Raw genomic sequence first — 26,649 nt, 5'->3', positions numbered from 1 at the left:
TGTTTCACCAATTCAAGAAGGTCTGTAAATGAATCAATTCTTCAATGAAATTACCAACTATGCGTTAGGTATAGACTTCTATGAATTCGCAGGATTGGTATTCGGTTTACTAGCCGTTTGGTATCTGATTAAAGAAAGTGTACTTACCTGGCCAGCAGGTATTTTATATGTACTTGTATCCTTCATTGTATTCTGGAAAATACAGCTGTACGGAGATCTTCTACTCCATGTTATATTTCTGATACTCAACATATATGGATGGTATTTTTGGGTCTTTGGTAAAAAACAAAATGAAAAAGACCTTCCTATCACCACTTACAGTTTGAATCAAAACCTAGCACTACTTGGACTATCCTTTATAGGAGTTTTATTTTTTGGTTACTTTCTTGATAACATACACCTTATCTGGGGTCATATTGCACCAGCTGCACTACCCTACTGGGACTCTACCACCTCCATTCTGAGTGTGACCGGTATTTGGTTGATGACTAAAAAGAAAATTGAAAACTGGTATTATTGGTTTGCAGTAGATGTTTTGGCCTGTGGTATTTATTTTTACAAGGGCATTTATTTTTATTCATTTTTATACGGTCTATACATTGTCATGGCAGTGTCAGGCTACCTAGCATGGAAAAAATCACCAAACCTATATTTAAAGTAATCATTACTGGTCCGGAGTGTACCGGTAAATCCACACTTTCAAGACAGCTTAGTGAATACTTTGAACAACCATGGGTACCTGAATATGCCAGAACTTACCTTACGGAACTAAACAGACCATACCAAGACAGTGACCTGTTGGAAATTGCTAAAGGGCAAATCAAAAAAGAGGATGAAGTACTATCCAATGGAAGCACAACAGTTTTTTTAGACACGAGCATGGAAGTCTTAAAGGTCTGGTCCGAATGGAAATACGATGTGTGTGACCCCTATATATTGAACAACTTCGAATCCCGAACAGCTGACTTGTATTTATTACTTTCTCCAGATATGGCCTGGGAACATGATCCTTTAAGAGAAAACCCACACGACAGAAACGTAATTTTTGATATTTACAAAAAAGAAATAGACCAGTTGAACAAACCTTATGAGATCATTTCTGGATTAGGGTTATTGCGTACCCGTCGAGCGATCAAAGCCATCAACAACTACATTCAGAAGTAACCTCTTCCAATTACACGACAGACTTCTTGTGTTTTACAAAACTATTCTCATACCTTTGTCCTCATAAGGGGTGCCTAAATGGATAATACCTACAGGCTGAGATTATACCCGTAGAACCTGATGCCGATAATGCGGTCGAAGGGATATAGTGGTACGCTAAAGACAAGAGTGCCCTTAGCTTTTGTCAAGTATTAACTAAGATTCATTTTGAAATGAAAAATTATTTGTTAGCCATGGCTTTGCTTTGGAGCTTTGCTACGACTGCACAGACTATTTCACAACAGGACTCTATTAAAACTGTTGATTTGAAAGAAATTGTAGTGTCTTCAACCCGAGCTACCAGTAAAACACCAATGACCTTCAATGAAATCAAGAAAGAAGAAATTGAAGAAAATAATACGGGCAAGGATCTTCCTTATTTATTGGAAAACACACCATCGGCAGTGACTACCTCCGATGCTGGCGCTGGTGTAGGATATACCGGAATCAGAATTCGCGGCAGTGATGCTGCGAGGGTAAATGTAACATTGAATGGCATCCCTTATAATGATCCCGAATCTCAAGGTGTATTCTGGGTAAACCTTCCTGACTTTGCTTCTTCTATTTCATCGATTCAAGTGCAGCGCGGTTTGGGTACTTCTACCAATGGTGCGGGAGCGTTTGGAGCATCTGTCAATATAGAAACCAACGGGTTGAACAAAGATTCCTATGTTACCTTAGATAATGCCTATGGCTCATTCAATACCAGAAAGCATACAGCTATGATAGGTACAGGACTCATTGCCAACAAGTTTGCATTCGATGGACGCCTATCACAAATCACCTCTGATGGATATGTGGATAGAGCTACTTCGGACTTAAGATCATACTTTTTTTCAGGTGGATATTACGGAAAAAAATCGCTAATCAAATTCAACATTTTTTCTGGTCATGAAACCACTTACCAAGCCTGGTATGGTGTTCCTGAATCCAGAATGAATGATGATGTAGCTGGAATGAATGATTACGCAGACAGGAATGGTCTGAGTGATGCAGACCGAGCCAACCTACTCAACTCCGGCAGAACCTATAACCAATACACCTATGACAATGAGGTAGATGACTATGAGCAGACGCATTATCAATTGATTTCTGCTTTTGATTTGTCAGAATCCATCACGTTGAATATAGCATTATTTCTCATTCATGGCGAAGGCTATTTTGAGCAATTCAAAGAAGATGAGGATTTAGCGGATTATGGTCTGAACGACGTTTCTATCGGCTCTGAAACTATTACCAGCACCGATTTAATTCGTCGTCGATGGTTGAACAACAACTTCTACGGGACTACTTTCTCCCTTGATTATCAACCAAACAATGCCTTTAAATTCACGCTTGGTGGAGCTTGGAATGAATACGACGGCGACCACTATGGTCAGGTAATTTGGGCAGAGTATGCCAGCAATGGAGCTATTCGCCATCCCTATTATTTCAACAATAGCTTGAAAAGAGATTTTAACATCTTCGGAAAGGCTATTTATGACCTAAACGACAATTTATCGCTATTCGGCGATTTACAATACCGAGCCATTGACTATGCAATGAAAGGCGATGATAATGATGGTTTGACTATTGATCAATCTCACAACTACAATTTCTTCAATCCAAAATTTGGTGTTAAGTTTCAAATCAATGATCAATCGAGTGCTTATGCTTCCGTAGCGATGGGAAGCAAAGAACCTATTCGATCCGACTTCACAGATAATGTAGCCGGCACGATTCCAAAAGAAGAGAAATTGACAGATGTAGAAATTGGCTATAGCCGAGCTACATCGAAGTATTCATTTTCAGCCAACTTCTACTGGATGGATTACAAAGACCAATTGGTGTTGACCGGTGAGTTGAATGATGTGGGCTCCTCACTACGGGCCAATGTAGATAAGAGCTACCGCTCGGGTATCGAATTGCAGTTAGGCTATCAATTGACAGAAGAGCTTAATATAAATGCAAACGCCACAGTGTCTAAAAACAGAATTCAAAGTTATGACGAAACCATCTACAACTATGGGTTGGGTTGGGATGAATACAACGCTGATGTCATCAACCATGGAGAAACTGACATCGCCTTCTCTCCCAATGTGATTGCAGGTGGCAATCTGGAATACAAGCCTATAGAGGGCTTGAACCTAAGATGGGTACACAAATATGTAGGAGAGCAATTCCTTGACAATACATCCACTGACTCTCGTAAACTGGACGCCTATTACATAAGTGATGCGATAGCCACATATACCCTCACTGGCGAAAATTTTAGAGCAATAAGCCTCAAACTGGCGGTTTACAACGTCTTCAACAAGATGTATTCAGCCAATGGCTACACCTGGGGATACCGTGGTGGAGGGGATGAGATCAGAGAAAATTTCTACTACCCTCAAGCTGGAACCAATTTCATGATTGGCTTGAATATCAAATTATGACCATCAAACTGAACGACACAACCATCAAGGTCGATCAAGAAAAACAGTCCCTCTTGGCTTTGATGAAAGCTAAGAATCTATACCACGACAGTGGGATAGCCGTGGCTATCAATGAAGAAATACTTCCCAAGACAGACTGGGAACAATACCAAGTAAAAGACAACGATAATATTTTAATCATTACTGCCACACAAGGCGGATAATAAAGACTTATGGCGAAATCAGACCAAATTCCTTCGGAAGAGAAAATCACCAGAGACCCCTTCCCTGCTTCTAAAAAGATCTATGTAAAAGGTGAAATCCACGATATTGAAGTTGCGATGCGTGAGATAAGATTGAACGACACCGTTTTAAAATTCAATCCATCAGCACCTAAAGAATGTAATCCACCAGTAACTGTTTATGATACCAGTGGACCTTACACAGATCCTAATATTGATATAGATGTAAAAAAAGGATTGCCTAAGCTGCGTGAACAGTGGATCTTAGATAGAAATGATGTAGAGGAGATGGAAGGCATTTCTTCTGAGTATGGTCAGGAAAGACTGAATGATAAGTCTTTGGATGAATTGAGATTTGAATACCTAGCCAAGCCTAAAAAAGCGAAAGAAGGAGAAAACGTTACTCAGCTGCACTACGCCAAAAAAGGCATAATCACACCAGAAATGGAATACATTGCCATTCGAGAAAATCAAAAGATCGAGGAATGGGGTCATCTCAACGATCAACACAAAGGTGACAGCTTTGGTGCGAATACGCCACAGGGTAAAATCACACCTGAGTTTGTCAGAGACGAAATAGCTGCTGGTAGAGCCATCATTCCAAACAACATCAACCACCCAGAATCTGAGCCGATGATCATTGGGCGAAATTTCCTTGTGAAGATCAATGCCAACATTGGTAACTCAGCAGTCACCTCTTCCATCGAAGAAGAAGTGGAGAAAGCCGTTTGGGCTTGTCACTGGGGAGGAGATACCATCATGGACTTGTCTACTGGCAAAAACATTCATGAGACGCGTGAGTGGATTCTTAGAAACTCACCGGTTCCGATAGGGACAGTGCCTATTTATCAGGCTTTGGAAAAAGTAAACGGAAAAGCCGAAGATCTGACCTGGGAGATCTTTAAAGACACATTGATCGAGCAAGCTGAGCAAGGTGTAGATTACTTCACGATTCATGCAGGAGTATTGCTAAGATATATTCCTATGACGGCCAAGCGTGTAACTGGAATCGTATCCAGAGGTGGGTCTATCATGGCTAAGTGGTGTTTGGCACATCACAAAGAGAGTTTCTTATATACGCACTTCGAGGAAATCTGTGAGATCATGAAAGCCTACGATGTCGCCTTCTCTTTAGGTGATGGTTTAAGGCCAGGTTCTTTGGCTGATGCTAATGACGAAGCACAATTCGCTGAGTTAGAGACCCTTGGCGAACTAACCAAAATTGCCTGGAAGCACGATGTGCAAGTAATGATCGAAGGTCCTGGACACGTACCGATGCACATGATCAAAGAAAATATGGACAAACAATTGAAAGAATGTCATGAGGCACCTTTCTACACTCTCGGGCCATTGACGACAGACATCGCGCCAGGTTATGACCACATCACTTCTGGTATTGGTGCAGCTATGATTGGCTGGTACGGATGCGCGATGCTTTGCTATGTGACGCCCAAAGAGCACTTGGGTCTTCCTAACAAGAAAGATGTTAAGGATGGCGTGATCACTTACAAGATTGCAGCTCACGCCGCGGATTTGGCTAAGGGACACCCTGGCGCTCAGTACAGAGACAATGCCTTGTCTAAGGCAAGATTTGAATTCAGATGGGAAGATCAGTTTAACCTTTCGCTTGACCCAGATACGGCCAAAGAATTCCATGATGAAACACTTCCTGCTGAAGGTGCTAAAGTAGCACACTTCTGCTCGATGTGTGGACCGAACTTCTGCTCGATGAAGATCACACAAGATGTAAGAGAATATGCAGCAGAAAAAGAAGTGAATGAAAATGATGCGCTTTCCAAGGGAATGGAAGAAAAAGCAAAAGAGTTCGCTGAAAAAGGTAATGAGTTGTATCTAGAACAATAGCCATTGAAAACAATAGTCATCACACCGGAGATCAAAGCAGAAGGCGAAATAGAAACTTGCAACTTATTGCTAAAAAGCGATATAGAGCGCTTACATGTAAGAAAGCCTTTTGCTTCTGAGGATCAAATGAGAGCTTATGTTGAAGTGCTCGATTCGAAGCATTATGACAAAGTGAGCTTGCATAGTCATCATAACTTGGTAGACGAATTTGGATTGGGTGGAAAGCATTTCAAAAGTTACAATGATGCCAACGGCGAAGGCCAGCAATCCAAATCATTTCATCATTGGGATGAAATAAAGGTGGAAAAGTCCTTGCTTACATACGGCTTTCTTAGCCCTATTTTTGAGAGTATTTCAAAGTCGCAGTATAAGTCTGACTTCAATCACCATAAACTGAACGAAGCCTTGACAGCATTTGACAAATTTCCGATATACGCCTTAGGCGGAATTGACATCAAGAAGATGAAACAAATCCAGGAGATGAACTTTGAAGGTGTGGCGCTACTGGGTACCGTTTGGATGGAATCATCTGTATCCAGAAGAATAGCAAAAACAACAGAGATTCTTAATGCCTGACAGTGAACAAAATATCGTTTTGAGCATTGCCGGTTTCGACCCTTGTGCAGGCGCTGGACTGTTAGCTGATATGCAGACTTTGCAGCAATGCAAAGTGCAGGGTATGTCTGTACAAACCGCACTGACTATTCAAAACGAAGATGAAGTCAAAGAAGTCTTTTGGCATCCACTTAAAGGTATTATTGCTCAACTGGATACGCTTTTGAGTAAATATGAATTTGAGGTGGTGAAAATTGGAGTTACTCAAAATCTAGAAACTTTGAGTGTTATTGTCGAACACCTTCGGGCTCATAACCCGACGATTATCATCATTTGGGATCCTGTTATTACTGCTACCTCTGGGTTCCAATTTTTGGAAAAGTTAGATGCTCAGCTGTTAAAAAAAGTAATTGAACAGATTCATTTGATTACTCCTAACCTATCTGAATTTGAGGTTCTGACACGAACATTGAAGGAGGAGCAGCTACCCACACATGTGTTGCTCAAAGGTGGCCATACGGACGGCAATGACACCTCAGACCAACTGATTAGTTTAGATGGCACTACAACTCAAATCATAGGACAGAGAATAGATGGAAAAAGCAAACACGGCACTGGCTGTGTGCTTTCGTCCGCAATAGCTGCTGGGCTTTCCAAGGGAATGAAATTAAAAACTGCTTGTACCTTTGCCAAAAGGTACATTGAAGGCTACCTGAAAAGTGGCGTCAACAAATTAGGAGCACATTACACCATTGAAATATGATTAGTCGATTACACTACATATCGCAAGAAACAGACGAAAACAGTCACCTCGATAATATCAGAGAAGCCTGTCAGGCAGGCATAGACTGGGTACAGCTACGCGTGAAAGACCGTGAGTTGGATGAGATTGAAGAAATGGCATTCGAAGCCAAAACCATTTGCAAACAATATGGAGCCAAATTGATTTTAAACGATCATGTCGAAATCGCCAAAGCCGTTCGTGCCAATGGAGTTCACCTCGGGCAGGATGATATGGATCCAGTAGAGGCTAGAGCCATATTAGGCGACAAACCATACATCGGAGGCACAGCCAATACTTGGGAACAAGTGGAATTACTCTACGAATCTAAGGTAGTGGACTACATTGGATTGGGGCCTTTCAAGTTCACTACCACTAAGGAAAACCTAGGCCCTGAGCTAGGCATTCGAGGCTACTCCAACATCCTGAACAACATGATTATTCAGGAAATAGATATGCCCATTATCGCCATTGGTGGTATTGAAATGGAAGACATTTTTGATCTGCAAATGACTGGTTGCCACGGTATTGCTGTCGCCTCATTGATCAACAACTCATTCGACAAAAAAGAGACAATAGAAGAAATTAAACTACTCCTTCCAGATGGAACATTTGACGATAGCGGGGAAGAATTTTAAGTCACGCCTGTTTACAGGCACGGGCAAGTTCAAAAGCAATCAAGACATGCAAGAAGCCTTAGAGGCTTCTGAATCAGAACTGGTTACGGTTGCTTTAAAACGAGTAGATGTGAAAGATCAAAACGATCAGATCATCAAGCACTTGTCACACGAACGTATCAATTTGTTACCCAACACCTCTGGTGTACGAAATGCTCGTGAAGCAGTGTTTGCTGCGGAACTGGCCAGAGAAGCACTCGAAACCAATTGGGTAAAATTGGAGATCCACCCCGATCCAAAATATTTGATGCCAGACCCTATCGAAACGTTGGAAGCCACTGAAGAACTGGCAAAAAAAGGATTTGTGGTCATGCCCTATATTCACGCTGATCCTGTGCTGTGTAAAAGACTGGAAGACGCCGGAACATCAGCAGTCATGCCACTTGGCTCTCCTATCGGTAGCAATAAAGGACTAAAGACAATAGACTTCCTGGAAATCATCATAGAGCAGGCGAATGTACCTGTGGTCGTAGATGCCGGTATTGGAGCACCATCTGATGCCGCTAAAGCCATGGAGCTAGGTGCCGATGCCTGTTTGGTCAATACTGCAATAGCTGTATCTCAAAACCCAGTGCAAATGGCCATCGCCTTCAAAATGGCCATGGAGGCCGGACGCATGGCCTATGAAGCCAAACTAGCCAAACCGGTAGCCAACGCCGTGGCTAGCAGCCCATTAACCGCTTTCTTGGATGCCTAACTTCAAAGACCTTTTTGAACAGTACAGCTGGGATGAAGTCAAAACTTCGATCTATGATAAATCTGCTTCAGATGTAGAAACAGCATTGAATAACCCTGATCGCTCACTCGAGGATTTCAAAGCACTCATCTCCCCGGCAGCTGCCCCTTATCTAGAGCAAATGGCTCAAAAAAGTCACGAGCTGACACTGCAGCGATTCGGCAACACCATGCAACTATTCGCTCCCATGTACCTGTCCAATGAGTGCCAAAACATATGCACCTATTGCGGTTTCAGTCTGGACAATAAAATCAAGCGCAAGACCCTCAACGACATTGAAATAGCCCGAGAGGTACAAGCCATCAAAAAACTAGGCTTTGACCATGTGCTACTTGTAACAGGTGAAGCCAATCAGACGGTTGGAGTAGATTACATCGAACATGCGATAAAGAAAATCAGACCACATTTTGCGAATGTGAGTATGGAAGTTCAGCCATTGGATCAGGAAGATTATGAACGATTGATCCCTGCAGGCCTACACGCTGTGCTGGTCTATCAAGAGACCTATCACGAAGCGGATTATAAAAAGCATCATCCAAAAGGAAAAAAGTCAAACTTTCAATACCGACTAGACACGCCAGATCGTCTGGGTAAAGCAGGCATTCATAAAGTGGGATTAGGCACGTTGATTGGCTTAGAAGACTGGCGTGTGGATAGCTTTTTCACCGCTTTGCATCTCGACTATTTGGAGCGTACTTATTGGCAGACCAAGTACTCGCTCTCCTTCCCTCGTCTACGTCCCTTCTCTGGCGGCCTAGAACCAAAAGTAGCTATGAACGATCGAGAACTAGTTCAGCTCATTTGTGCCTATAGATTATTCAATCAAGAAGTAGAATTGTCTTTGTCCACCAGAGAGACGCATGCGTTCAGAAACCATGTAATCAAATTAGGAATCACTACCATGAGCGCCGGCTCTAAAACCAACCCAGGAGGCTATGAGGTAGAACCCCAATCTCTGGAGCAATTTGAAATTTCAGATGAAAGATCTCCCAAGGAAATCATGAATATGCTACAGTCCAACGGCTATGAGCCTGTTTGGAAAGACTGGGACATGGCATTGGAAACTTTGAGCTGATACTTCTACCGAACAATTAAACGACCAGTTGTGCTTCCTTTTTCGTTTTCAACGGAGTACAAATACATACCTGGGATAAGATTAGCCCCTATATTCATATATTCTTGTTCTGAAAGCTCCATCACCGAATGCTCCTCTCCTTTCAGGTCAAAGATGCGAAGTATAGATTTTTGCTCACCTGATTGATTGGTTTGAATAGCCAATGAGGAACCATATGGCACTGGATTGGGATATAGAAGAGCGGTCATTTGGTTTAAGTAAATCAACTTCAATGTATCTGATATGATGATCTCTCCATTTTCAAAAGTGATCAATGAACGATAAAGGTTTAGGCCTTCTTCTGGTTCAGTATCTAAATACTCTAGCAACGATCGATTTTCTAAATTAAAACTATGCAAAGGCTGAAACTCATTATCCACAGATGTCTCTAAGTTTACAGAGCTTACTTCATGCAGTGAAGATAAACTCGTATTGAGAAGAATTCCATCTTCATTTTTGAAGCCAAAAAATGAGGTCAAATAGCAATCAGAAGTCAATTGATCAGTACTAACCAAATAGCTGCCAATAGCCTCTTCTCCTGTTTGAAATTTGGGTATTACTTTGAAGTGCTTCTCTTTAGAATCCTTGCCTTCGATAACGACCATTGTATCAACGGTGGTTTTGAAAACCTGAAAAGCATGGCCATCAAATTGAAGAATTTCGTATTCGGAAATGTTAGGCTGAGCCGACCAATGGAGCATCACAGAATCTTCACACGTGAACCCCGGGTTCATTTGCAGGGTATTTGATATCACAAAATTCTCTGATTCAAATTCTTGGCCTCCAATTCGGATTTTTGCTCTGGCTCGACTATTCATATTTTCAGGCGACCAGCGGTAGTGGCCTTTATCAAGGTCTAATGTACTTGTCAGCAATTCCCAGCTTTTCCCATCGTCTATGCTCAAATATAGTTCTCCTTCCGCCGTATCAAATGTGCTATTCCACCTGAAATATGATCCTGTTTCTCCATCATAAGGCATAAAGCTATGCTCTAAAGGATATTCCCATTCCAAAAGGTTAGTTTCCTCAAAGCTATAAACGACACTAAAATCTTGTTTGTCTGTAAAAAGATTCATTCCATCCACCATAATCTCATAAGTTCCGGCAGTAGGAAATTCCAGAGAAATCTGTTCTACATTATTAAGGTGGTCTTTGTTTCTGACAGCAGGTGCTTCCAAAGCGCTAGTGTTGGCCGTATTATCCAACACCCAGGGCAGCCAGGTTTTTCCATCCGGATCTAGTAGGCTCAAATTCAAATCATTGACCAATGGATTTAGGTCATTGGCTTGACCTGCAGGGTCATTCCAAACCAAAGTAATTTTTATGTTAGTGGTCTGAGCGGGAACCTCTATGGCCATCAATTTAGAATTACCCTTTTCTATAGATTCAAGAAATAGCTGCTCATTATCCAGCATTTTCAAACTTGCATATGCATCCATGTTTCCATAGCCAGTTCTGAAATCCAATCCCTCCACGCCTACATCAGAAGCACCATTGATCAATAAGGCTTTCACCAAAGCAGATGGCGCTGGTTCCAAATATTCCACTAAATAAGCATCTTGTATCAGGGCGGCAACTCCTGAAGTCAATGCGGTCGCATTAGAGGTCCCCGTTGTACTATAAGCCACTAATTCGGGCTTCACCCTTCCATCTGAGGCAGGACCGACGGATGAAAAAGGTAAAACTACCCCGGTTGTATCCACAGCTCCAATCACCAGGTTGTTCTTGGCATTTTTGTAGTTGCCGGTTAGATTAGCCCAACCAACCAGACCCGCATAGGTTCCTGCTGATGGCGCCTCCTCACCGCTGTTACCGGAAGACATGACGTGTAACAGCTCTGGAATTTCATTGCTGAGTCTGTCGTAAGCTTCGGCACTGGCACCATAAAAAGACTCTACGCCACCTCCATAGGAATGATTCTGTACAAGCAATTGATGATCTATATAAAACTGATTCACATCAGGCATTTGGACATCAAAATTGCTGCTAAACATTTCAACCTCATCAGCGACCCCTCTTCCGTCTACGAAGCTAACTCCGGCTCCGCCAATAATGGTGGCCATCTCTGTGGCATGGTTATTAGTATTTTCGGAGGCCCACTCGCTCGTAAACACTCTGTCTAAAATGTCGAAGTCATCTAAATCAAACAGTTCCTCCTTCAGCCCAATTGCCACTGGACTCCCGTTCAGGCTTGGATATCTCTTATGAACTTTTAATACATTGTTGGGAATAAGATTCAAATCAAGCACTCTGCTTTCTAAAATCGCTTCATTTGATTCTTTCCCTATATATAGCACACCAGAATGATTCAGTAGCCTTTCAACCTCGTTTGGCTGAGCATAAGTTTTCAAAAAAGGATAAGAGTGATAAACTATTTTACTAGGTGAAAGTAATTTTAAAACCTCTTCATTATCATATTTTATAGTAATCAACTGACTTTCTTTGCTATTCAAGAGGTCCAAATGCGATAACTTCCAAAGTTTGTTGACTTTATAATGAGGTATTAAACTAAGTTTTGAATCTGAGCCTTCAGAGCGTACAACTGCCCAACCATCTAACTTTCGAAGAATTTGTAAGGATTCGTTTTTAACGACCAATGACGTAGGAACGAGAAATTCTGTGACCGATCTATATCTCGATTGAGCTTGTTCAACCACCAGTGATTTAAGCCTATTAGGAAGCTCTGGCAACCCCACTGATTGAGCATAAATAGAACAATCGACTAAGCATAAGGAGAATACCGTTAGCCAAAAGCCACGATAAAAAAAGGTTAGGTTCATAGAACAATGCTACTATATATCTCACAAATTCAAAACAAAAACTAACAAATATTAGTTAGTACTAGATTTTCAAGAATAATCTTCTTACATTCCGTTTTTTTTAACCTTAAACCCTAACCGTTATGTTTAATTTATTAAACAACAAACCGCATGTCGTGGCTTTTGCAGTCATGGCATTTTTTGTTTCAGCCTGTAGTCAAACCGACGACTTTCAAAGCACTGCTAAGAAAGATGTCGTGACTGGAGCTGAAATGGAGCAATTTGAATCTCTTGGCTTTGATGTCAGTGATATTCAAAAAGTGCCAGCAGGCAATCCGCTTTCTGGAGTGTCGGATGATTACAACTTCTTATTGGAAGGGGATATCACCATCACACCGGAAAACTTTTCTGCCATGCTGGAGAGCAGCGTAGCACACAATGGTGTGTGTGGAGAGCAGTACCGAACCAACAATTTGGTATCAACTCCTCAGACTATTTCTGTTATTGGCTATACAGGCAATAATGTGAATGGACTAGACAACACCATGCAGACTGCCCTTTCTTGGGCTGTCGCCAACTACAACGCCCTAAACACCAACCTAAACTTCACCTTGAATTATGGCACTAACTACAATGCCTACGACATTGTAGTATATAGAGTCAGTAATTCTGGTGGTGGTGGACAAGCCGGTTTCCCATCCGGCGGAAGACCATACAAGTGGGTTCAAATCAACTCGGGTACGAGCAGCTATGGTACAAATACTACCGAGCATGTAATTACTCATGAGATTGGACACTGCCTGGGTCTTCGTCACACAGATTACTTCAATCGTTCTTTATCCTGCGGTTCCGGTGGAAACGAAGGTGATGGAGGTATTGGAGCTAATCACATTCCGGGAACGCCAACTGGTTTTGATGCCAATTCTATTATGCTTTCTTGCTTTAGTGCTGGAGAGGATGGAGAATTTGGATATTACGACCGAGTAGCACTAGAATATTTGTACTAACCTAACTCAGAAATCGAGAAAATTAATTGTACAAAAATTCGAAGACCGAGATTTTCTCGGTCTTTTTTTATCCCAAATTTGTCATTGGAACTTTGTAATGAGAGCATAAATCGTAATAAATCAGGGAATTTCGTTCATTCATCATAGCTCGGCTATGCCTAATCACAAAACTCAGCGCAGCGACTGATTTGAAGGGAGTTATTCTCGGAATAGACTTTCTAATGACAAATTTGGGTTTATTTTTTTTTGGTCTTCTTTAATTCTGTGACTTCGCTTTCGCTAAGGGCCCTCATGTACTTTTCATGTACTTTGCCCTCTCGTCCACTATGCCACTGACGCACCCAATACTTTTTTTTAGATATGTGTCCATGAACCACTGCCTCTACTTGTGAGCCATCTTTCATAGTCACCATCACATGCTGATGTACTCGAAATGCCTTTGGTTTATTGGTTTCACTTTTGTATTTCGGCTTCTTGCTCTTTTGAGCTACTCCCTGATGTGAGGCAAACATGGCTAACGCCAATACCATTAATACTAACTTAATTGTTTTCATAGCAAATTGATTTTGTTACATCAAATCTAAATATAGGTATTGAAAAATTCCGATGCGAAAGGCCATAGATTTAAAATTTCTTTCAGATTGATTTTTTTTAATTATTGATCATCAATTTGCGAGGAAATTATTCACTGATTGCTATCTTGCGCCCATGGAAAATTTTGTAGTATCGGCACGCAAATACAGACCGCTCGGCTTCGCTGAAGTAGTGGGTCAAAGCCATATTACAACTACTTTAAAAAACGCCATAGACAACAACCATCTGGCGCAAGCCCTGTTGTTTTGTGGACCTCGTGGTGTTGGTAAAACAACCTGTGCCAGAATTCTGGCCAGAATGGTCAATAAGTTCGAGGATCAGGGTAATGCTGAATCCGCTAATGCCTTGAACATCTATGAGCTGGATGCTGCATCCAACAACTCCGTGGAGGATATTAGAAACCTGATCGATCAGGTTCGCTACCCACCTCAGCAAGGGACACACAAAGTGTACATCATTGATGAGGTTCACATGCTCTCGAATCAGGCCTTCAATGCTTTTTTGAAGACCTTGGAAGAACCCCCTGCGTATGCCATTTTTATATTGGCTACAACAGAGAAGCACAAGGTAATCCCTACTATTCTTTCCAGATGTCAGATTTTTGATTTCAATAGAATCGAAATCGATGACATCACTTATCAGCTAAAGAAGATTGCTGAGAAAGAAAATATAGATTGTGAAGAAGAAGCGCTTCACTTGATTGCACAGAAAGCTGATGGTGCACTCAGAGATGCTTTATCCATTTTTGACCTGATAGTAACCTTCTCTTCTGGAGACAAAGTCACTTATCAGGATACAATCAAAAACCTTCATATTCTTGATTACGACTATTTCTTCAAGCTTACAGATATGCTGGATCAAGGCAATGTTTCTGAAGCACTGCTGACGTATGATGAAATTTTGAAGAATGGATTTGACGGACACAATTTCCTAATTGGTCTGTCTGAACACTTCAGAAACCTGATGGTTTGCAAGGACCCAGAAACAGTGAAACTCTTGAATGTTTCTAAAAACATTCAAGAAAAATATTTAGAGCAAGCCAAGGCTATTTCTCTTTCATTTTTGATGTCAGGATTGAATATCCTGAATTTGGCAGATTTGAATTTCAAATCCAGTAAGAATCAGAGACTCCATGTAGAGCTTGCTTTGATGAAATTGGGATATTTAGACCAGGCCTTCAAGGTGTCAGCCGGTGCGTCTGCTGACCTAAAAAAAAAAGTGACAGCGTAGCTGAATCGAGGTCCCCTGCCCCTTCAGCAGCCGCTGAAAGTGCCACGTCAACAACGGCTCCTTCTAAACCAAAACCAACACCGCTTAAGGCTATAGCTAAACCTGTCCAAAAGACGCCAAGTCTAAAGACCATATTCAATAAAAAGGAAGAACCGGAAGAAAAGAAGCACGAGGTACAGGAAACGGTAAACGAAGAAATGCAAACACCGATTACCCAGGAAGGTGTTCGTGAAAAACTGGATCAATACATCTCTGAGAAGAAGGCATCTAATACGGTCAAAATTATCCTTTCTAAGCCCATCAAAGTGATAGACAGTCAAATCCAACTGACCATCACCAACTCAGTTGAGATCGCCATGATCGAAAATGTGGAGGTGGAATTATTAGGGTATCTAAGAAGTGAATTGAAAAACTCCTCTATTGCTTTTAACTACCAGGTATCAGAGGACACTGAAGAACGTCGTCCCTATACGGCTGAAGAGAAATTCAAAGCCATGGCTAAGAAGAACCCCGCACTCCTCAAGCTTGCCGATGAGTTTGGGTTGGATACGGATCATTAGATCGGGCGCTAATCGTATCGAAGGCAAAAGCCTTTCCTGGATAGACTCTGGAGTTAACACCCATGCATAACCCAAAAAAGTATTCTGCCAGTTTTTTTAAGCCTCTATTCTTATTGCAATGATTTATATTCGTGTTCTTAAAAATGGAATATCATACTAGTGTTTGATATCTGGTTGTTATCGCCAATTACTGAATTAATGAAATCAATAATTACATTCTTTTTAATATTTCCTTCTTTGTCAACTATTGCTCAGGAATCACTTAACCCAAGTGGTTTTGGAGCATGGGGAGAAGTAGAAATTAATGTTAGTTCTGAAACGAAGAATGCATTACTAGAACAACTTGTGAAGCAGTATGGAGAAGGAATCATGACAATGAACGGACATGAAGTACACCCTAATTCTTATCATGTTATTGATTTGAATTCTGATGGGCAATTAGACTTAGCCTACAGCGGAGAGTATTTAGAAGATCGTGGCGCACTCATATATTTGAATAAAGGATCGGAATTTGAACGATCTGACTTAATTGCCGGTGAAGTTGTCAGAATTGCTAAAACTTCACTATCAAATAGCTTTGAGATTAAATCTCATCTACGACCATGTTGTGCAGGAGAAGTCCATACTTTGTATGTTTATTTGGCATATGTAACCTCAACAATCAAACTTGTCAATTTGTCTATCATAAACTTTATGGAAGAGACTTCTGAATCTTCAAATTCCATTAAAAGCACAAGATTTACAACAGTAAATCCAGAATACAAGCTTAGAGCAACACCTGAAATAAACCCTGATTTCAACAGTTGGATGGGTACTTTTGATGGAAACACATGTGCAATTTATCCGAAAGGATCAAGAGGAGTTGCAGTAGCTGAATCTACAGATGAAACTGGACGGGTATGGTGGTTTGTAATTATGGATAACAACATAGCACCAATAAAATCTTTGATGTATTTCGGTGATAAACCAATGATGTCAAAATCAATGGGATGGATGAGTAGCCGATTTGTTGAAGTCCAAGATTAAAAAAAGCCCATTACAGTGTGTAAGCACGAATGTCCTTGCACCCTTATCAAGCCAATGCCAGTCTCGATAGCTATCGGGACAACACCACCCCTCTTCTCAGAATCTCTAATACCTAGGTAGCATTCGAGGTTTCTGTAGTAGTCCTAATTAAATGTATTGGAGAAACAAGCATTTGTGGTTGTGCTCCGTTCGACAATCTTGCCTGTTTAAACAAGCTCCTTGGATACAAGAGATGAACGGGCGTTACTTCACCCTCAACCGTTCTCCTATATCCAAATTAAAATTATCTTTCTGATTGAGCTTCAAGAGTTCTTCGACTTCCAGGCCATACTTCTTAGATATTCCATACATGGTATCACCAGGTTCTACTACATGAAAGCTAACCTCTGAAGTTTTAGGTACTTCGAGGTTCTCTTCTATAGAACCATGAATAACCAGGTTTTGACCTACTTTGATTGAAGTATCGTATAGATTATTCCACTCGATCAAATCTTCTACAGACACACCTGTCGCCTTGGATATACCGTACAAGGTCTCTCCTTTCAAAACCAAATGGTTAGTGATGACGATAGGTTCATCCAATTCAGAAATGGTTTCCGTGACCTCATCGTTTTTAATTGGAGCTTCTATGACTTCTGCAGCTGTCGACTCTTCCTGGTCTTCCTTTTCGGGAACAACTATTTCCTCGACCGGTTTGGGATTTACCTTCACTGGAATCACTTCATCCACTGGCATCTTAGGGAGTTCACGATATTCTATCGGCATATTGGCTGGACGTTTTTTACGCAGCCAAAGCACGCGACCGGGTTTGATTTCATCAATCGTGGCCATCCGATTGAGCTTAGCCAATTTCACCAATTTAATTCCAAACTTTTGTGAGACATCCCAGAGCGTTTCATTCGGCTGTACAGTATAGAAATAGATCTTGCCCCTACTCCTTTTGGATTTCAAATAGTAGATCTCTCCTTCTCTGATTGTGCTGGACATATTCAGATCGTTGTACTTCGCGAACTTCTCAGGAGTCAAATTGGCTTTCTTGGCCAACACATTGATACCATCGCCTTTCTTAGCCAGGATAGAAGGAATACCATTGATCTTAATATAAATGGTTCCAGAAACGTTCAAATCCTCATCGATCTTTGGGTAAACCTTCACTGAGATCAACCCATCTTCCGCTCCCTCGTCATCTGTTTTATCCTTATCAGGTTTGTTGTCTTTTATTTTAGGTGCTTTACCTCTCACTGGAAGCATGACGGAATAAGCCTTCTCTCCAGGCACTTTATTGGCTTTGAGCCATTTGTTGTATTTCTTCAGTTCTACTTCACTAACCTTGGTATCCTTCGCAATGGCAGAAAGTGTTTTACCTTTTCCTTTCTTATATTCAACGAGTCTTAGTCCTTCTGTATTCGGCCCTCCAGTAATGCCTTCATACGCAATTTTGTGAGCTAAGAATCGCACCACATACCAATGGGTCTTTCCATCCAGGGTCATACGCTTCTTGCCAAAATTGCTCTTGCTCACATATTTACCAGCCCCACCTCGACCCGTCATATGAGCCAGTATGGTATAAACCCAGTTATCAAAATAGAAATTGTGGCGCTTGAAATACTTGGCAGCTCCGTGCGTGGAAGCTACAATGTTCAATCGTTCATCCACACTTCTATCAATCCTCAAACCTACCTCTCTACCGGTAAAGTCTTTAAACTGCCAAAAACCTACTGCATTTGCTGAAGAAACTGCATCAGAGATTAAGGCACTTTCTTGAAGTGCCAAAAATTTAAAATCCTCAGGCACACCTTCTTCTTTGAAAATTTTCTCGATGATTGGAAAATAGATTCGTGCCCGGTCGGCTTTGATCTCCATGAACTTAGGACTCTTCGTCAGCGCATCTACATCCTTCTGGATGTTTCTTCTACAGGCATCTGATATCTTCAACTTCATATCGCCCAGGGTGATCTCTGTAGGCACGCGAACCTTGCGAACATTATCATTGGCCTCAGCGAAAACGAAACCCAAACAGCAAAAGACAATTAGAAGGCCTCTCATAATACTCGCAAAATCATTAGACCATCTCTCACTGGCATCAATACGTTTTCGACTCTTGAGTCTTCATGAACTTTTTGGTTGAACTCGATCAGCGCCTTAGTATCCTTATCGTTGGCTTTTGGGCTGGAAGTTACCTTACCACTCCACAAGATGTTGTCGGCAATGACAAAACCTCCTGGATTCATTTTATTTAAGACCAACTCGTAGTAGTTCAGGTAGTTTACCTTATCGGCATCAATGAAGACCAAATCAAACTTTTCATCGATCGTTGGTATTAACTCCATCGCATCTCCAATCAAATACTCAAGTCGGCTGGTATAGTCTGATTCCTCAAAATATTGCTGTACAATTGGCTCCAACTCTTCGTTGATGTCTATGGTATACAACTTCCCATCATCAGACAAACCTTCTGCCATGCAAAGCGCGGAATACCCCGTGTAGGTTCCAATTTCTAATATACATTTCGGCCTGATCATATGCGACAACATAGATAGAATTCGGCCTTGCACATGTCCCGACAGCATCCGTGGCCTAAGTACATTCAAGTTGGTTTCCCTATCTATTTTCTCTAATAGTGAACTAGCCGCTGTGGTATGGTTAGCCGAGTAGTCCTGAATGTCCTTTTTAATAAAATCCAATGGTATTCTTCTTTGTCTGAATTTGATCAACCCAAAAATATATACAAAAACCATACATCCGATGGACGCAAAGAATTTATCCACAATCTAATTTTGACCCTTTGAAAAAACCGTTCAGGGTTTACCTTTGTCCACATGGGCATTCATCCAAAACACATAGCCGTATCAGGCAATATTGGCGCAGGAAAAACAACCTTAACAGAAATGTTGGCTAAGCATTATGGATGGCAAGCGGAGTTTGAGGATGTAGAAGACAACCCGTATTTGGCTGATTTTTATGGCGACATGAGCAAATGGTCCTTTCACCTGCAAGTCTATTTCCTAAACAGTCGATTTGAGCAGGTGAACAAAGTTCGAACGGGTGACAAGACGGTCATTCAGGATCGCACCATTTATGAGGACGCATACATCTTTGCAAAGAGTCTTCATCACCAGGGCTATTTCAATAATAGAGACTATAAAAATTATCTCACACTGTTTGATTCTATGATCAAATTTGTAGAAGCGCCCGACTTGCTTATCTATTTGAAATCTGATATTGACAAATTAGTTCGAAACATCGAAACTCGTGGACGTGACTATGAAAGTGCCATTCGTATTGATTATCTACAAGGTCTCAATTCACATTACAATGATTGGATAGCTAATTACAAAGAAGGAAAATTGCTCGTCATCGATGTGAACGATATTGATTTTGTAAAAAACCAAGATGACTTTGCGTCCATCGTATCAAAGATTGACGTGGAGCTTCACGGACTTTTTAGCTAGTTATCCCCCTTTTGTCCCTCTTATCACTTTGTTATTGACATTTAGCACATCCGTGTTAAATTGCGAGATTGTTTAAACAACACACACTTATAAAATATGAGAAAGCAGTTAACACTTTTGTTATTAATTCCTTTAGCTTGGGCATGTACACCTTCTACCACAGAGAAGCAACAGCCTGTAGCTGAGGAAGAATTTGTTTGGAAAACTGAACAGTTTGCCGATCTAAAAATAATCAGGTATCAAATCCCCGGATTTGATAAACTCACTTTAGATCAAAAGAAACTGGCCTATTATTTAACACAGGCCGGTCTTGCGGGTAGAGATATTATTTGGGATCAGAACTATCGTCATAACTTGGCTATCCGTACTGCGCTTGAAAACATCATCAACAATTTTGATGGAGATCAAACCACTGAAGAATGGAAAGCATTTATGACTTACACCAAAAGAGTTTGGTTCTCCAATGGTATTCATCATCACTATTCGATGGCTAAGATTGCCCCTGAATTTAGCCAAGAATATTTCCAAGGTCTACTTGATGCCACCAATACCACTTTGGCAGAAGATGCGCTCAACACCATTTTTGATCTCACGGTAGATGCGAAAAAGGTAAACCTTGATCCTGACAAGGGATTGATGGTAGGTTCTGCGACCAATTTCTATGATTCAGACATTACAGCTGAAGAAGTGGAAGAGTTTTATGCTCAAATCACAGACAGAAATGCTGAGGAACCTATCTCTTACGGGCTAAACTCCAAATTGGTAAGAGATGAAAATGGTCAACTAAAAGAAGAAGTTTGGAAGTCTGGCGGTATGTATGGAGCTGCGATAGACGAAATGATTGGTTGGTTGGAGAAAGCCACTACTGTTGCAGAAAACGAAGAGCAAAAAAGAGGGTTGGAATTGTTGATCGAATATTTCAAAACAGGATCTTTGAAGACTTGGGACGAGTACAATGTAGTTTGGGCGGCAGCCACTAAGGGTGACATTGATTATATCTTAGGTTTTATCGAAGTATATAACGATCCAAAAGGCTACAGAGGATCTTACGAGGCAATCATTCAAATCAATGATTTTGAAGCGTCAGAAAGAATGAAGGTATTGTCGGAAAACGCTCAATGGTTTGAGGACAACTCACCTATTATGGATGATCACAAAAAAGAAAATGTAGTAGGCGTAAGCTACAAAGTAGTAAATGTAGCCGGTGAATCAGGCGACGCCTCTCCTTCCACTCCTATTGGAGTAAACCTACCTAATGCCAACTGGATCAGAGCAAAGCACGGTTCTAAATCAGTAAGTTTAGGAAACATCATCGATGCGTATGACAAAGCAGGTACCTCTGGGTTTCTGGCTGAATTTGCATTTAATGAAGCTGAAATGGACAGAGCCAGAAAACACGGCGAGATCGGAGATAAAATGCATACCGCATTACACGAAGTAATTGGGCATGCTTCAGGAAGGTTGAACCCTGGAATAGGTACTCCTAAAGAGACATTGAAAAACTATGCTTCAACCATCGAAGAAGGCAGAGCAGATTTAGTAGGACTATACTACTTGATGGATCCAAAGTTGGTTGAACTTGGATTGATCGAAAGTCTTGAAGTGGGCAAGGAAGAATATGATGGCTATATCAGGAATGGAATGATGACTCAGTTGAGAAGACTACAACTAGGTGAAGACATCGAAGAAGCTCACATGAGAAACAGAGCCTGGGTATCGGCTTGGTCTTTTGAGCAAGGCAAAGCTGACAATGTGATTGAAAGAAAACAAAAAGATGACAAGACCTACTTTGTTGTTAACGATTACGAAAAGCTTCGAGATATCTTTGGCAGACTACTGAGAGAAACACAGCGAATCAAATCTGAAGGTGACTATGAGGCGGCTAAAGCTCTAGTAGAAGGTTATGGAGTCAAAGTAGAAAGAGCTCTACATGAAGAAGTACTTAATAGAGCAGCGAAACTAAAAGGCGCTCCGTACGGTGGCTTCATCAATCCTGAACTAGTACCGGTCATGGATGACACTGGAAATATCACCAATATCGAAGTAACCTATCCTATAGACTTTACGCAACAAATGCTTGATTATGGAAAGAAATATGCTTTCCTAACTAAGTAAAAAAAACTGCAAAGGGAGTGTTTCATTTGAAGCATTCCCTTTTTTATTTAATCGAGAAAAACTGTATTATTATTAAATGGCAAAAAAGGATCAAATTCTAGACGCAGCCAAGTTGCTTTTCAACAGACAGGGCTATTCAAAAACGAGTGTTGATGACATTTCCCAGGCGGTAGGCATGCGTAAATCCTCCCTTTATTACTACTTCAAAAACAAAGAAGATCTCTTCATGTGTTCTTTTAGAGATGACTGGGAGCAGAAATTCAGAATGTTTGAAACCGAGGCCAACAAAGAAAACAACCCAACGGATAAAATACTTGCCTACATTACTCAATCCCTAAATTATTACGAAAAGGTTGTCATTGAGCACAAAATCCCTGTTAAAGCACTTATTGAAACAAGAAACCTTTATCGTTCATTTGTAAACAAGATTAATAGAGGGGGTATCAGTTTTTATATCACCGCCATCAATGAAGGCATTGACAGTGGAGATTTTAAAGAATGCGAGGTAGAAAAGGTAGCTGAAGCGCTCTTCTTAATCAAATTTTCTATCCAATACGATCAGCTGAGCATGTTTTTGCATAGCTACCCTACGGAGGAGGATTGGACACATATTCGCGAACAGATACTTTATGCCATAGGTTTGATTTTGGATGGAATAAGAAAAAATTAAAATATTTTTCGAACAAACAAACCTTTTGTTCGAATCATCGTATAAATTTGCAAATACATTCCCGAAAGGGATTTTATTTTGATTGAAATTCGAACGTTTAACCAATTTGTTCTAAATATCTAAATCATGAAAAAATTTGCACTAATTCTTACTGTGGCTATACTTTCATCACTGGCTACTGTGGCACAAGAAATTCCAAAGAAGGAATTTACCATTTCGGTATCTGACAAAAACATCGCTTTACAACCAGGCGAAACTAAAAAGTACTTCGTAACACTCAACCGATCAAAGTCTTATAAGAAGACATCTATCGACTTATTGATTGATTCTACACTACCTGAAGGAGTTACTGTTTCTTTCGAAGACGGTTTGGATCCTAAAATCAATAGAGTAATGGTGGTTACTGTCGCTGAAAATGTATCGCCATACAGCAAAGCAGTAATTCTTAAAGGGAAATCACTAAGAGCAAGCAAAGGCGTGATGCTCAATTTGAGTGTTAACGACGAGGCCTATACGGCCAACTAAAATATCATTATGTTTTGTTGAGTAAAAAGACAGTCTCGCTTAGGCTGTCTTTTTTTATGCACAAGCAGTTCTTATCCTCTCCAGGCTCTCCTGATAGTCATACTGCAAATCTTCATGTAAAGTAGCCAACGCCTTCTCTATTTTCCTTATTTGATTAAGGAGCATATTCACCAATACTTTACTCCCCTTCCATCCAATACCTAATTCAATCAAGCTTTGACAGAAGAACAGTAAAATTTCTACTTCGGTTTGCTTGTTTCCTGAAAAACGAATTTGCTTTGTTGCAAGTCGTAGTACTTTTCTTATGGTTTTCTTAGCTAAATAAAGACTGGAAGGGTTGATAGTTGAAAACGCGTCTGTGATATCATCTTTGACTTGCTCTACATAAAATTCTTCGTTGGCTGACTCCAAAAGCAGATAATGAAGTAATTCTTTATTGTCCTTCTTATATCTAGCCAGTCTGAGACAAACAGCAAGCAGTTCCTCTTCAGGCAGTTGTTTTAGTTCTTTTTTTAGTTCACTAATTGAGACCGTATACATTTTTTGTCTAAATTCTGTAATTCTTTCGTGTTGCGGGCATCTAACCTGCAACCATTAGGCAAGACATGCCATCTGTTATAAAACAACAGAAGATGTAATTTGCACCAAGAAAACTCAAATCAAAAACTCAATATCATGCTTAGAAATTTTTATTTAACTGCCATCAGAAACCTAGCAAAGCACAAAAGCTATTTTCTGATCAATATTAGTGGCCTTGCTATAGGCATTGCCAGCTTTATTTTTATTACCCTTTATATCATTAATGAATTGAGTTATGACAAATTTCATAGTGATTCCGAAAACATCTACCGCATCCACGTACGTGGACAGATGATGGGACAAGGGATGGATATGGCTGCTACTGCCTCTCCAATGGCTCAGGCCCTATTAAGCGAATACCCAGAAGTTTCTAAAGTAACACGTATCAAAGAAAGTGGCGCTTGGTTTATTGGTCGGGGCAATAAGAAATTTAATGAAGACGGTGTTCTATTTGCGGATTCTACTTTCTTTGACGTCTTTGACTTCAAGCTTTTGTCCGGTGATGAAACTACAGCATTAATCAACCCTAGGTCTGTTGTACTAACCAAATCTTACGCTAAAAAGTACTTCGGTGATGAAGACCCTCTTGGACAGAAATTGACTGTAGAACAAGACACCATATTCTATACTGTTACAGGAGTAATGGAAGATGTACCTGATCATTCTCACATGCAGTTCGACATGATGGGATCCATGAGCACGTACAAATTCTGGAACAACAATCAATGGGTGAGTCATAATCATTACACCTATGTCACATTGCACGAAGGAACGGATGTCGCTGCATTTGAAGATAAAATTCAGAATCTTGTCTACAAGTATGTTGGTCCTCAAGTAGAGCAATTTCTAGGTACCACGATGGAAGCCTGGGAAAGTGCGGGAAATTCATTTGGATACTACCTCATGCCTCTTGAAGATATTTATCTCTATTCTAACGTAGATGAAGAAATGGAGGCCAATAGTGACATTTCATACATTTATATTTATTCACTCATTGCCCTGATTTTACTATTTATCGCTATCATCAATTTTGTAAATTTAGCTACGGCTCAATCTTCCTCAAGAGCGAAAGAAGTCGGGATAAGAAAAGTTGTAGGGTCAAGTAAGAAAAAGTTGATTTCACAATTTATTTTTGAGTCCATTATAGTGTCCTCCTTGGCGACAATCATTGCATCCATTATTGTATTTCTGTTAACTCCTAGTTTCAATCAACTGATTGGAAAAGAAGTAGCATACACGCTGACCTCTAGCATTTGGAGCATTGCCTTGCTTGGTGGTTTGGCAATAGTGATTGGTATCCTGGCGGGTTTCTACCCTTCTTTTGTACTTGCTGCTTTCCAACCTGTTCATGTCTTGAAAGGCACCATGAGTGCAGGAGCTAAAGCTGGATGGATGAGGAATTTGCTCGTGGTTATTCAGTTTACAGCCGCTATTATTATCATTATTGGCACAGTAGTAGTTTACAATCAGATCGATTTTATGTTGAGTAAAAACCTGGGATTTGACAAAGAACAGACTTTAGTGGTTAGAAGATCAGACGTTCTTCTAGATAATATTGAAAACTTCAAAAATGACCTACTAAAAAACCCAAATGTAACAAGTGTAGCCAATGCCCTATCTATCCCAGGCAAAAGCAGGTATAACAATAACGCCTACATGACAGAAGAATCTCCAGATTCTCCATATTTATTATTTGAAAACAGAGTTAGTTTTGGATATGCAGAATTAATGGGACTCGAGTTAGTTTCTGGCCGATTCTTTTCTAAAGAATTTCCGACAGATTCTACTGCAGTAGTAATTAATGAGTCTGCCGCAAAAGCACTCGGATATGACGACCCGATTGGAAAGCGATTTATGAATCAAGATCGTAATGGCAACGTATTCTATATGCCTATCATTGGAATTGTAAAAGACTATCATATCGAATCGTTGCACAAACCAATCCAGCCATCAGTTCTCAGAGTAATGTACGGCAATCAAGAGGGCTACGCCGTTGTTAAGCTAAGTAATACACATAACATCCGTGAAACACTACAATTTGTGGAGAACACCTGGTTTGATCATTCACATAACAAGCCATTTCAATACTTCTTTTTTGACGATGACTATGCCAACCTTTACCGATCAGAGTCCACTACTGCACAAGTGTTTGTTGTTTTTGCTGGGCTTTCGATTTTCATTGCCTGCTTAGGATTGATTGGGCTGGTAACTTATACGGCAGCAATTAGAAAAAAAGAAATTGGCATTAGAAAAGTATTGGGTGCTAGTACTAAGACATTGATCAAATTACTTTCCAGTGAGATTGTGAAGTTGATCATCATTTCTACCCTAATTGCATGGCCATTAGCCTATTTTGCTACTAACTATTGGTTACAAAATTTTGCAGATAGGCTTACAATCAGTATATGGATTTATGTGGCATCCACTCTTATTGTTGTATTTATTGGCAGCTTGGCTATTAGCTTTCAAACAATTAAGGCTTCGATGAGTAATCCCGTGGATTCATTAAGACAAGATTGATTATGAACTGGGTTAATCGATTAGACAAATTGCAGAAAATACGGA

The 26,649-nt window shown here is 40.5% G+C and carries 24 protein-coding genes and 1 riboswitch; of the genes, 19 read left to right on the top strand and 5 right to left on the bottom strand.

The genetic code is table 11. The features are described from left to right. Positions 1 to 28: 28 nt before the first annotated feature. The 10 genes from pnuC to thiH all read left to right on the top strand — a co-directional run bounded on the left by pnuC (position 29) and on the right by thiH (position 9,528). A complete protein-coding gene (gene pnuC, locus ACO6S2_RS11835; RefSeq protein ID WP_422358761.1) occupies positions 29 to 661 on the top strand; it encodes a nicotinamide riboside transporter PnuC in 633 nt (210 codons plus the stop codon). Next, positions 628 to 1,164: an AAA family ATPase gene (locus ACO6S2_RS11830; protein WP_422358760.1), complete on the top strand. Its 537-nt coding sequence runs from the start codon at positions 628 to 630 to the stop codon at positions 1,162 to 1,164. Before pnuC ends, ACO6S2_RS11830 begins: the two co-directional genes overlap by 34 nt. Positions 1,165 to 1,220: 56 nt before the next feature. Next, a riboswitch (TPP riboswitch) is annotated at positions 1,221 to 1,325 on the top strand. A 51-nt stretch (positions 1,326 to 1,376) separates the two neighbouring features. Continuing rightward, positions 1,377 to 3,620, top strand: coding sequence for a TonB-dependent receptor (locus ACO6S2_RS11825; RefSeq protein WP_422358759.1), 2,244 nt, complete (start codon positions 1,377 to 1,379; stop codon positions 3,618 to 3,620). Beyond that, on the top strand, positions 3,617 to 3,823 hold the full coding sequence (gene thiS, locus ACO6S2_RS11820) for a sulfur carrier protein ThiS (protein WP_422358758.1): 207 nt from the start codon (positions 3,617 to 3,619) through the stop codon (positions 3,821 to 3,823). Before ACO6S2_RS11825 ends, thiS begins: the two co-directional genes overlap by 4 nt. A gap of 9 nt (positions 3,824 to 3,832) precedes the next feature. After that, entirely contained in the window at positions 3,833 to 5,704 is a 1,872-nt protein-coding gene (gene thiC, locus ACO6S2_RS11815; RefSeq protein WP_422358757.1) for a phosphomethylpyrimidine synthase ThiC, read from the top strand. Positions 5,705 to 5,707: 3 nt separating this feature from the next. Continuing rightward, positions 5,708 to 6,280 (top strand): thiamine phosphate synthase, encoded by a 573-nt coding sequence (locus ACO6S2_RS11810; protein ID WP_422358756.1) that lies wholly within the window; start codon positions 5,708 to 5,710, stop codon positions 6,278 to 6,280. Beyond that, positions 6,273 to 7,022 (top strand): hydroxymethylpyrimidine/phosphomethylpyrimidine kinase, encoded by a 750-nt coding sequence (locus ACO6S2_RS11805; protein ID WP_422358755.1) that lies wholly within the window; start codon positions 6,273 to 6,275, stop codon positions 7,020 to 7,022. Before ACO6S2_RS11810 ends, ACO6S2_RS11805 begins: the two co-directional genes overlap by 8 nt. After that, entirely contained in the window at positions 7,019 to 7,678 is a 660-nt protein-coding gene (locus ACO6S2_RS11800; RefSeq protein WP_422358754.1) for a thiamine phosphate synthase, read from the top strand. Before ACO6S2_RS11805 ends, ACO6S2_RS11800 begins: the two co-directional genes overlap by 4 nt. After that, a complete protein-coding gene (locus tag ACO6S2_RS11795; protein WP_422358753.1) occupies positions 7,644 to 8,414 on the top strand; it encodes a thiazole synthase in 771 nt (256 codons plus the stop codon). Before ACO6S2_RS11800 ends, ACO6S2_RS11795 begins: the two co-directional genes overlap by 35 nt. Then, positions 8,407 to 9,528 (top strand): 2-iminoacetate synthase ThiH, encoded by a 1,122-nt coding sequence (thiH, locus tag ACO6S2_RS11790; RefSeq protein ID WP_422358752.1) that lies wholly within the window; start codon positions 8,407 to 8,409, stop codon positions 9,526 to 9,528. Before ACO6S2_RS11795 ends, thiH begins: the two co-directional genes overlap by 8 nt. Positions 9,529 to 9,533: 5 nt before the next feature. Here thiH and ACO6S2_RS11785 read toward each other — a convergent pair whose 3' ends face one another. Then, positions 9,534 to 12,347 (bottom strand): S8 family peptidase, encoded by a 2,814-nt coding sequence (locus ACO6S2_RS11785; protein WP_422358751.1) that lies wholly within the window; start codon positions 12,345 to 12,347, stop codon positions 9,534 to 9,536. Positions 12,348 to 12,469: 122 nt separating this feature from the next. Here ACO6S2_RS11785 and ACO6S2_RS11780 point away from each other — a divergent pair, with 122 nt between their 5' ends. After that, positions 12,470 to 13,333: a M57 family metalloprotease gene (locus ACO6S2_RS11780; RefSeq protein WP_422358750.1), complete on the top strand. Its 864-nt coding sequence runs from the start codon at positions 12,470 to 12,472 to the stop codon at positions 13,331 to 13,333. A gap of 236 nt (positions 13,334 to 13,569) precedes the next feature. Here the strand turns inward: ACO6S2_RS11780 and ACO6S2_RS11775 are convergent, their stop codons facing one another. Then, complete coding sequence (locus ACO6S2_RS11775) at positions 13,570 to 13,887, bottom strand: hypothetical protein (RefSeq protein WP_422358749.1); 318 nt, start codon at positions 13,885 to 13,887, stop codon at positions 13,570 to 13,572. Between the two features lie 154 nt (positions 13,888 to 14,041). Between ACO6S2_RS11775 and dnaX the strand changes: the two genes are divergently transcribed. The 3 genes from dnaX to ACO6S2_RS11760 all read left to right on the top strand — a co-directional run bounded on the left by dnaX (position 14,042) and on the right by ACO6S2_RS11760 (position 16,743). Further along, positions 14,042 to 15,157 (top strand): DNA polymerase III subunit gamma/tau, encoded by a 1,116-nt coding sequence (dnaX, locus tag ACO6S2_RS11770; protein ID WP_422358748.1) that lies wholly within the window; start codon positions 14,042 to 14,044, stop codon positions 15,155 to 15,157. A gap of 197 nt (positions 15,158 to 15,354) precedes the next feature. After that, complete coding sequence (locus tag ACO6S2_RS11765; protein ID WP_422358747.1) at positions 15,355 to 15,717, top strand: hypothetical protein; 363 nt, start codon at positions 15,355 to 15,357, stop codon at positions 15,715 to 15,717. A gap of 198 nt (positions 15,718 to 15,915) precedes the next feature. Beyond that, on the top strand, positions 15,916 to 16,743 hold the full coding sequence (locus ACO6S2_RS11760; protein ID WP_422358746.1) for a hypothetical protein: 828 nt from the start codon (positions 15,916 to 15,918) through the stop codon (positions 16,741 to 16,743). 243 nt (positions 16,744 to 16,986) lie between these two features. Here ACO6S2_RS11760 and ACO6S2_RS11755 read toward each other — a convergent pair whose 3' ends face one another. After that, positions 16,987 to 18,789 carry a LysM peptidoglycan-binding domain-containing protein gene (locus tag ACO6S2_RS11755; protein ID WP_422358745.1) on the bottom strand — a complete coding sequence of 601 codons (1,803 nt, stop codon included), beginning with the start codon at positions 18,787 to 18,789 and terminating at the stop codon, positions 16,987 to 16,989. Then, entirely contained in the window at positions 18,786 to 19,427 is a 642-nt protein-coding gene (locus ACO6S2_RS11750; RefSeq protein ID WP_422362444.1) for an O-methyltransferase, read from the bottom strand. Before ACO6S2_RS11750 ends, ACO6S2_RS11755 begins: the two co-directional genes overlap by 4 nt. A gap of 135 nt (positions 19,428 to 19,562) precedes the next feature. On the opposite strand from ACO6S2_RS11750, the gene ACO6S2_RS11745 reads away from it, so the two are divergent. The 4 genes from ACO6S2_RS11745 (at position 19,563) to ACO6S2_RS11730 (ending at position 23,505) form a co-directional block, all read left to right on the top strand. Next, positions 19,563 to 20,195: a deoxynucleoside kinase gene (locus tag ACO6S2_RS11745; RefSeq protein ID WP_422358744.1), complete on the top strand. Its 633-nt coding sequence runs from the start codon at positions 19,563 to 19,565 to the stop codon at positions 20,193 to 20,195. A 96-nt stretch (positions 20,196 to 20,291) separates the two neighbouring features. Next, positions 20,292 to 22,310, top strand: a complete 2,019-nt coding sequence (locus ACO6S2_RS11740; protein WP_422358743.1) for a dipeptidyl-peptidase 3 family protein — start codon at positions 20,292 to 20,294, stop codon at positions 22,308 to 22,310. A 76-nt stretch (positions 22,311 to 22,386) separates the two neighbouring features. Next, positions 22,387 to 22,980 (top strand): TetR/AcrR family transcriptional regulator, encoded by a 594-nt coding sequence (locus tag ACO6S2_RS11735; RefSeq protein WP_422358742.1) that lies wholly within the window; start codon positions 22,387 to 22,389, stop codon positions 22,978 to 22,980. Positions 22,981 to 23,106: 126 nt separating this feature from the next. Continuing rightward, a complete protein-coding gene (locus ACO6S2_RS11730) occupies positions 23,107 to 23,505 on the top strand; it encodes a hypothetical protein (protein ID WP_422358741.1) in 399 nt (132 codons plus the stop codon). Positions 23,506 to 23,559: 54 nt separating this feature from the next. On the opposite strand, the gene ACO6S2_RS11725 is transcribed toward ACO6S2_RS11730, so the two are convergent. After that, entirely contained in the window at positions 23,560 to 24,045 is a 486-nt protein-coding gene (locus ACO6S2_RS11725; RefSeq protein ID WP_422358740.1) for a hypothetical protein, read from the bottom strand. Between the two features lie 135 nt (positions 24,046 to 24,180). On the opposite strand from ACO6S2_RS11725, the gene ACO6S2_RS11720 reads away from it, so the two are divergent. Next, entirely contained in the window at positions 24,181 to 26,604 is a 2,424-nt protein-coding gene (locus ACO6S2_RS11720; RefSeq protein ID WP_422358739.1) for an ABC transporter permease, read from the top strand. Positions 26,605 to 26,649: the final 45 nt, after the last annotated feature.

Origin of the sequence: Reichenbachiella sp., assembly GCF_965233835.1 — a bacterium.
Lineage (GTDB): Bacteria > Bacteroidota > Bacteroidia > Cytophagales > Cyclobacteriaceae > Reichenbachiella.
This window is presented reverse-complemented; position numbering and strand designations above follow the sequence as displayed.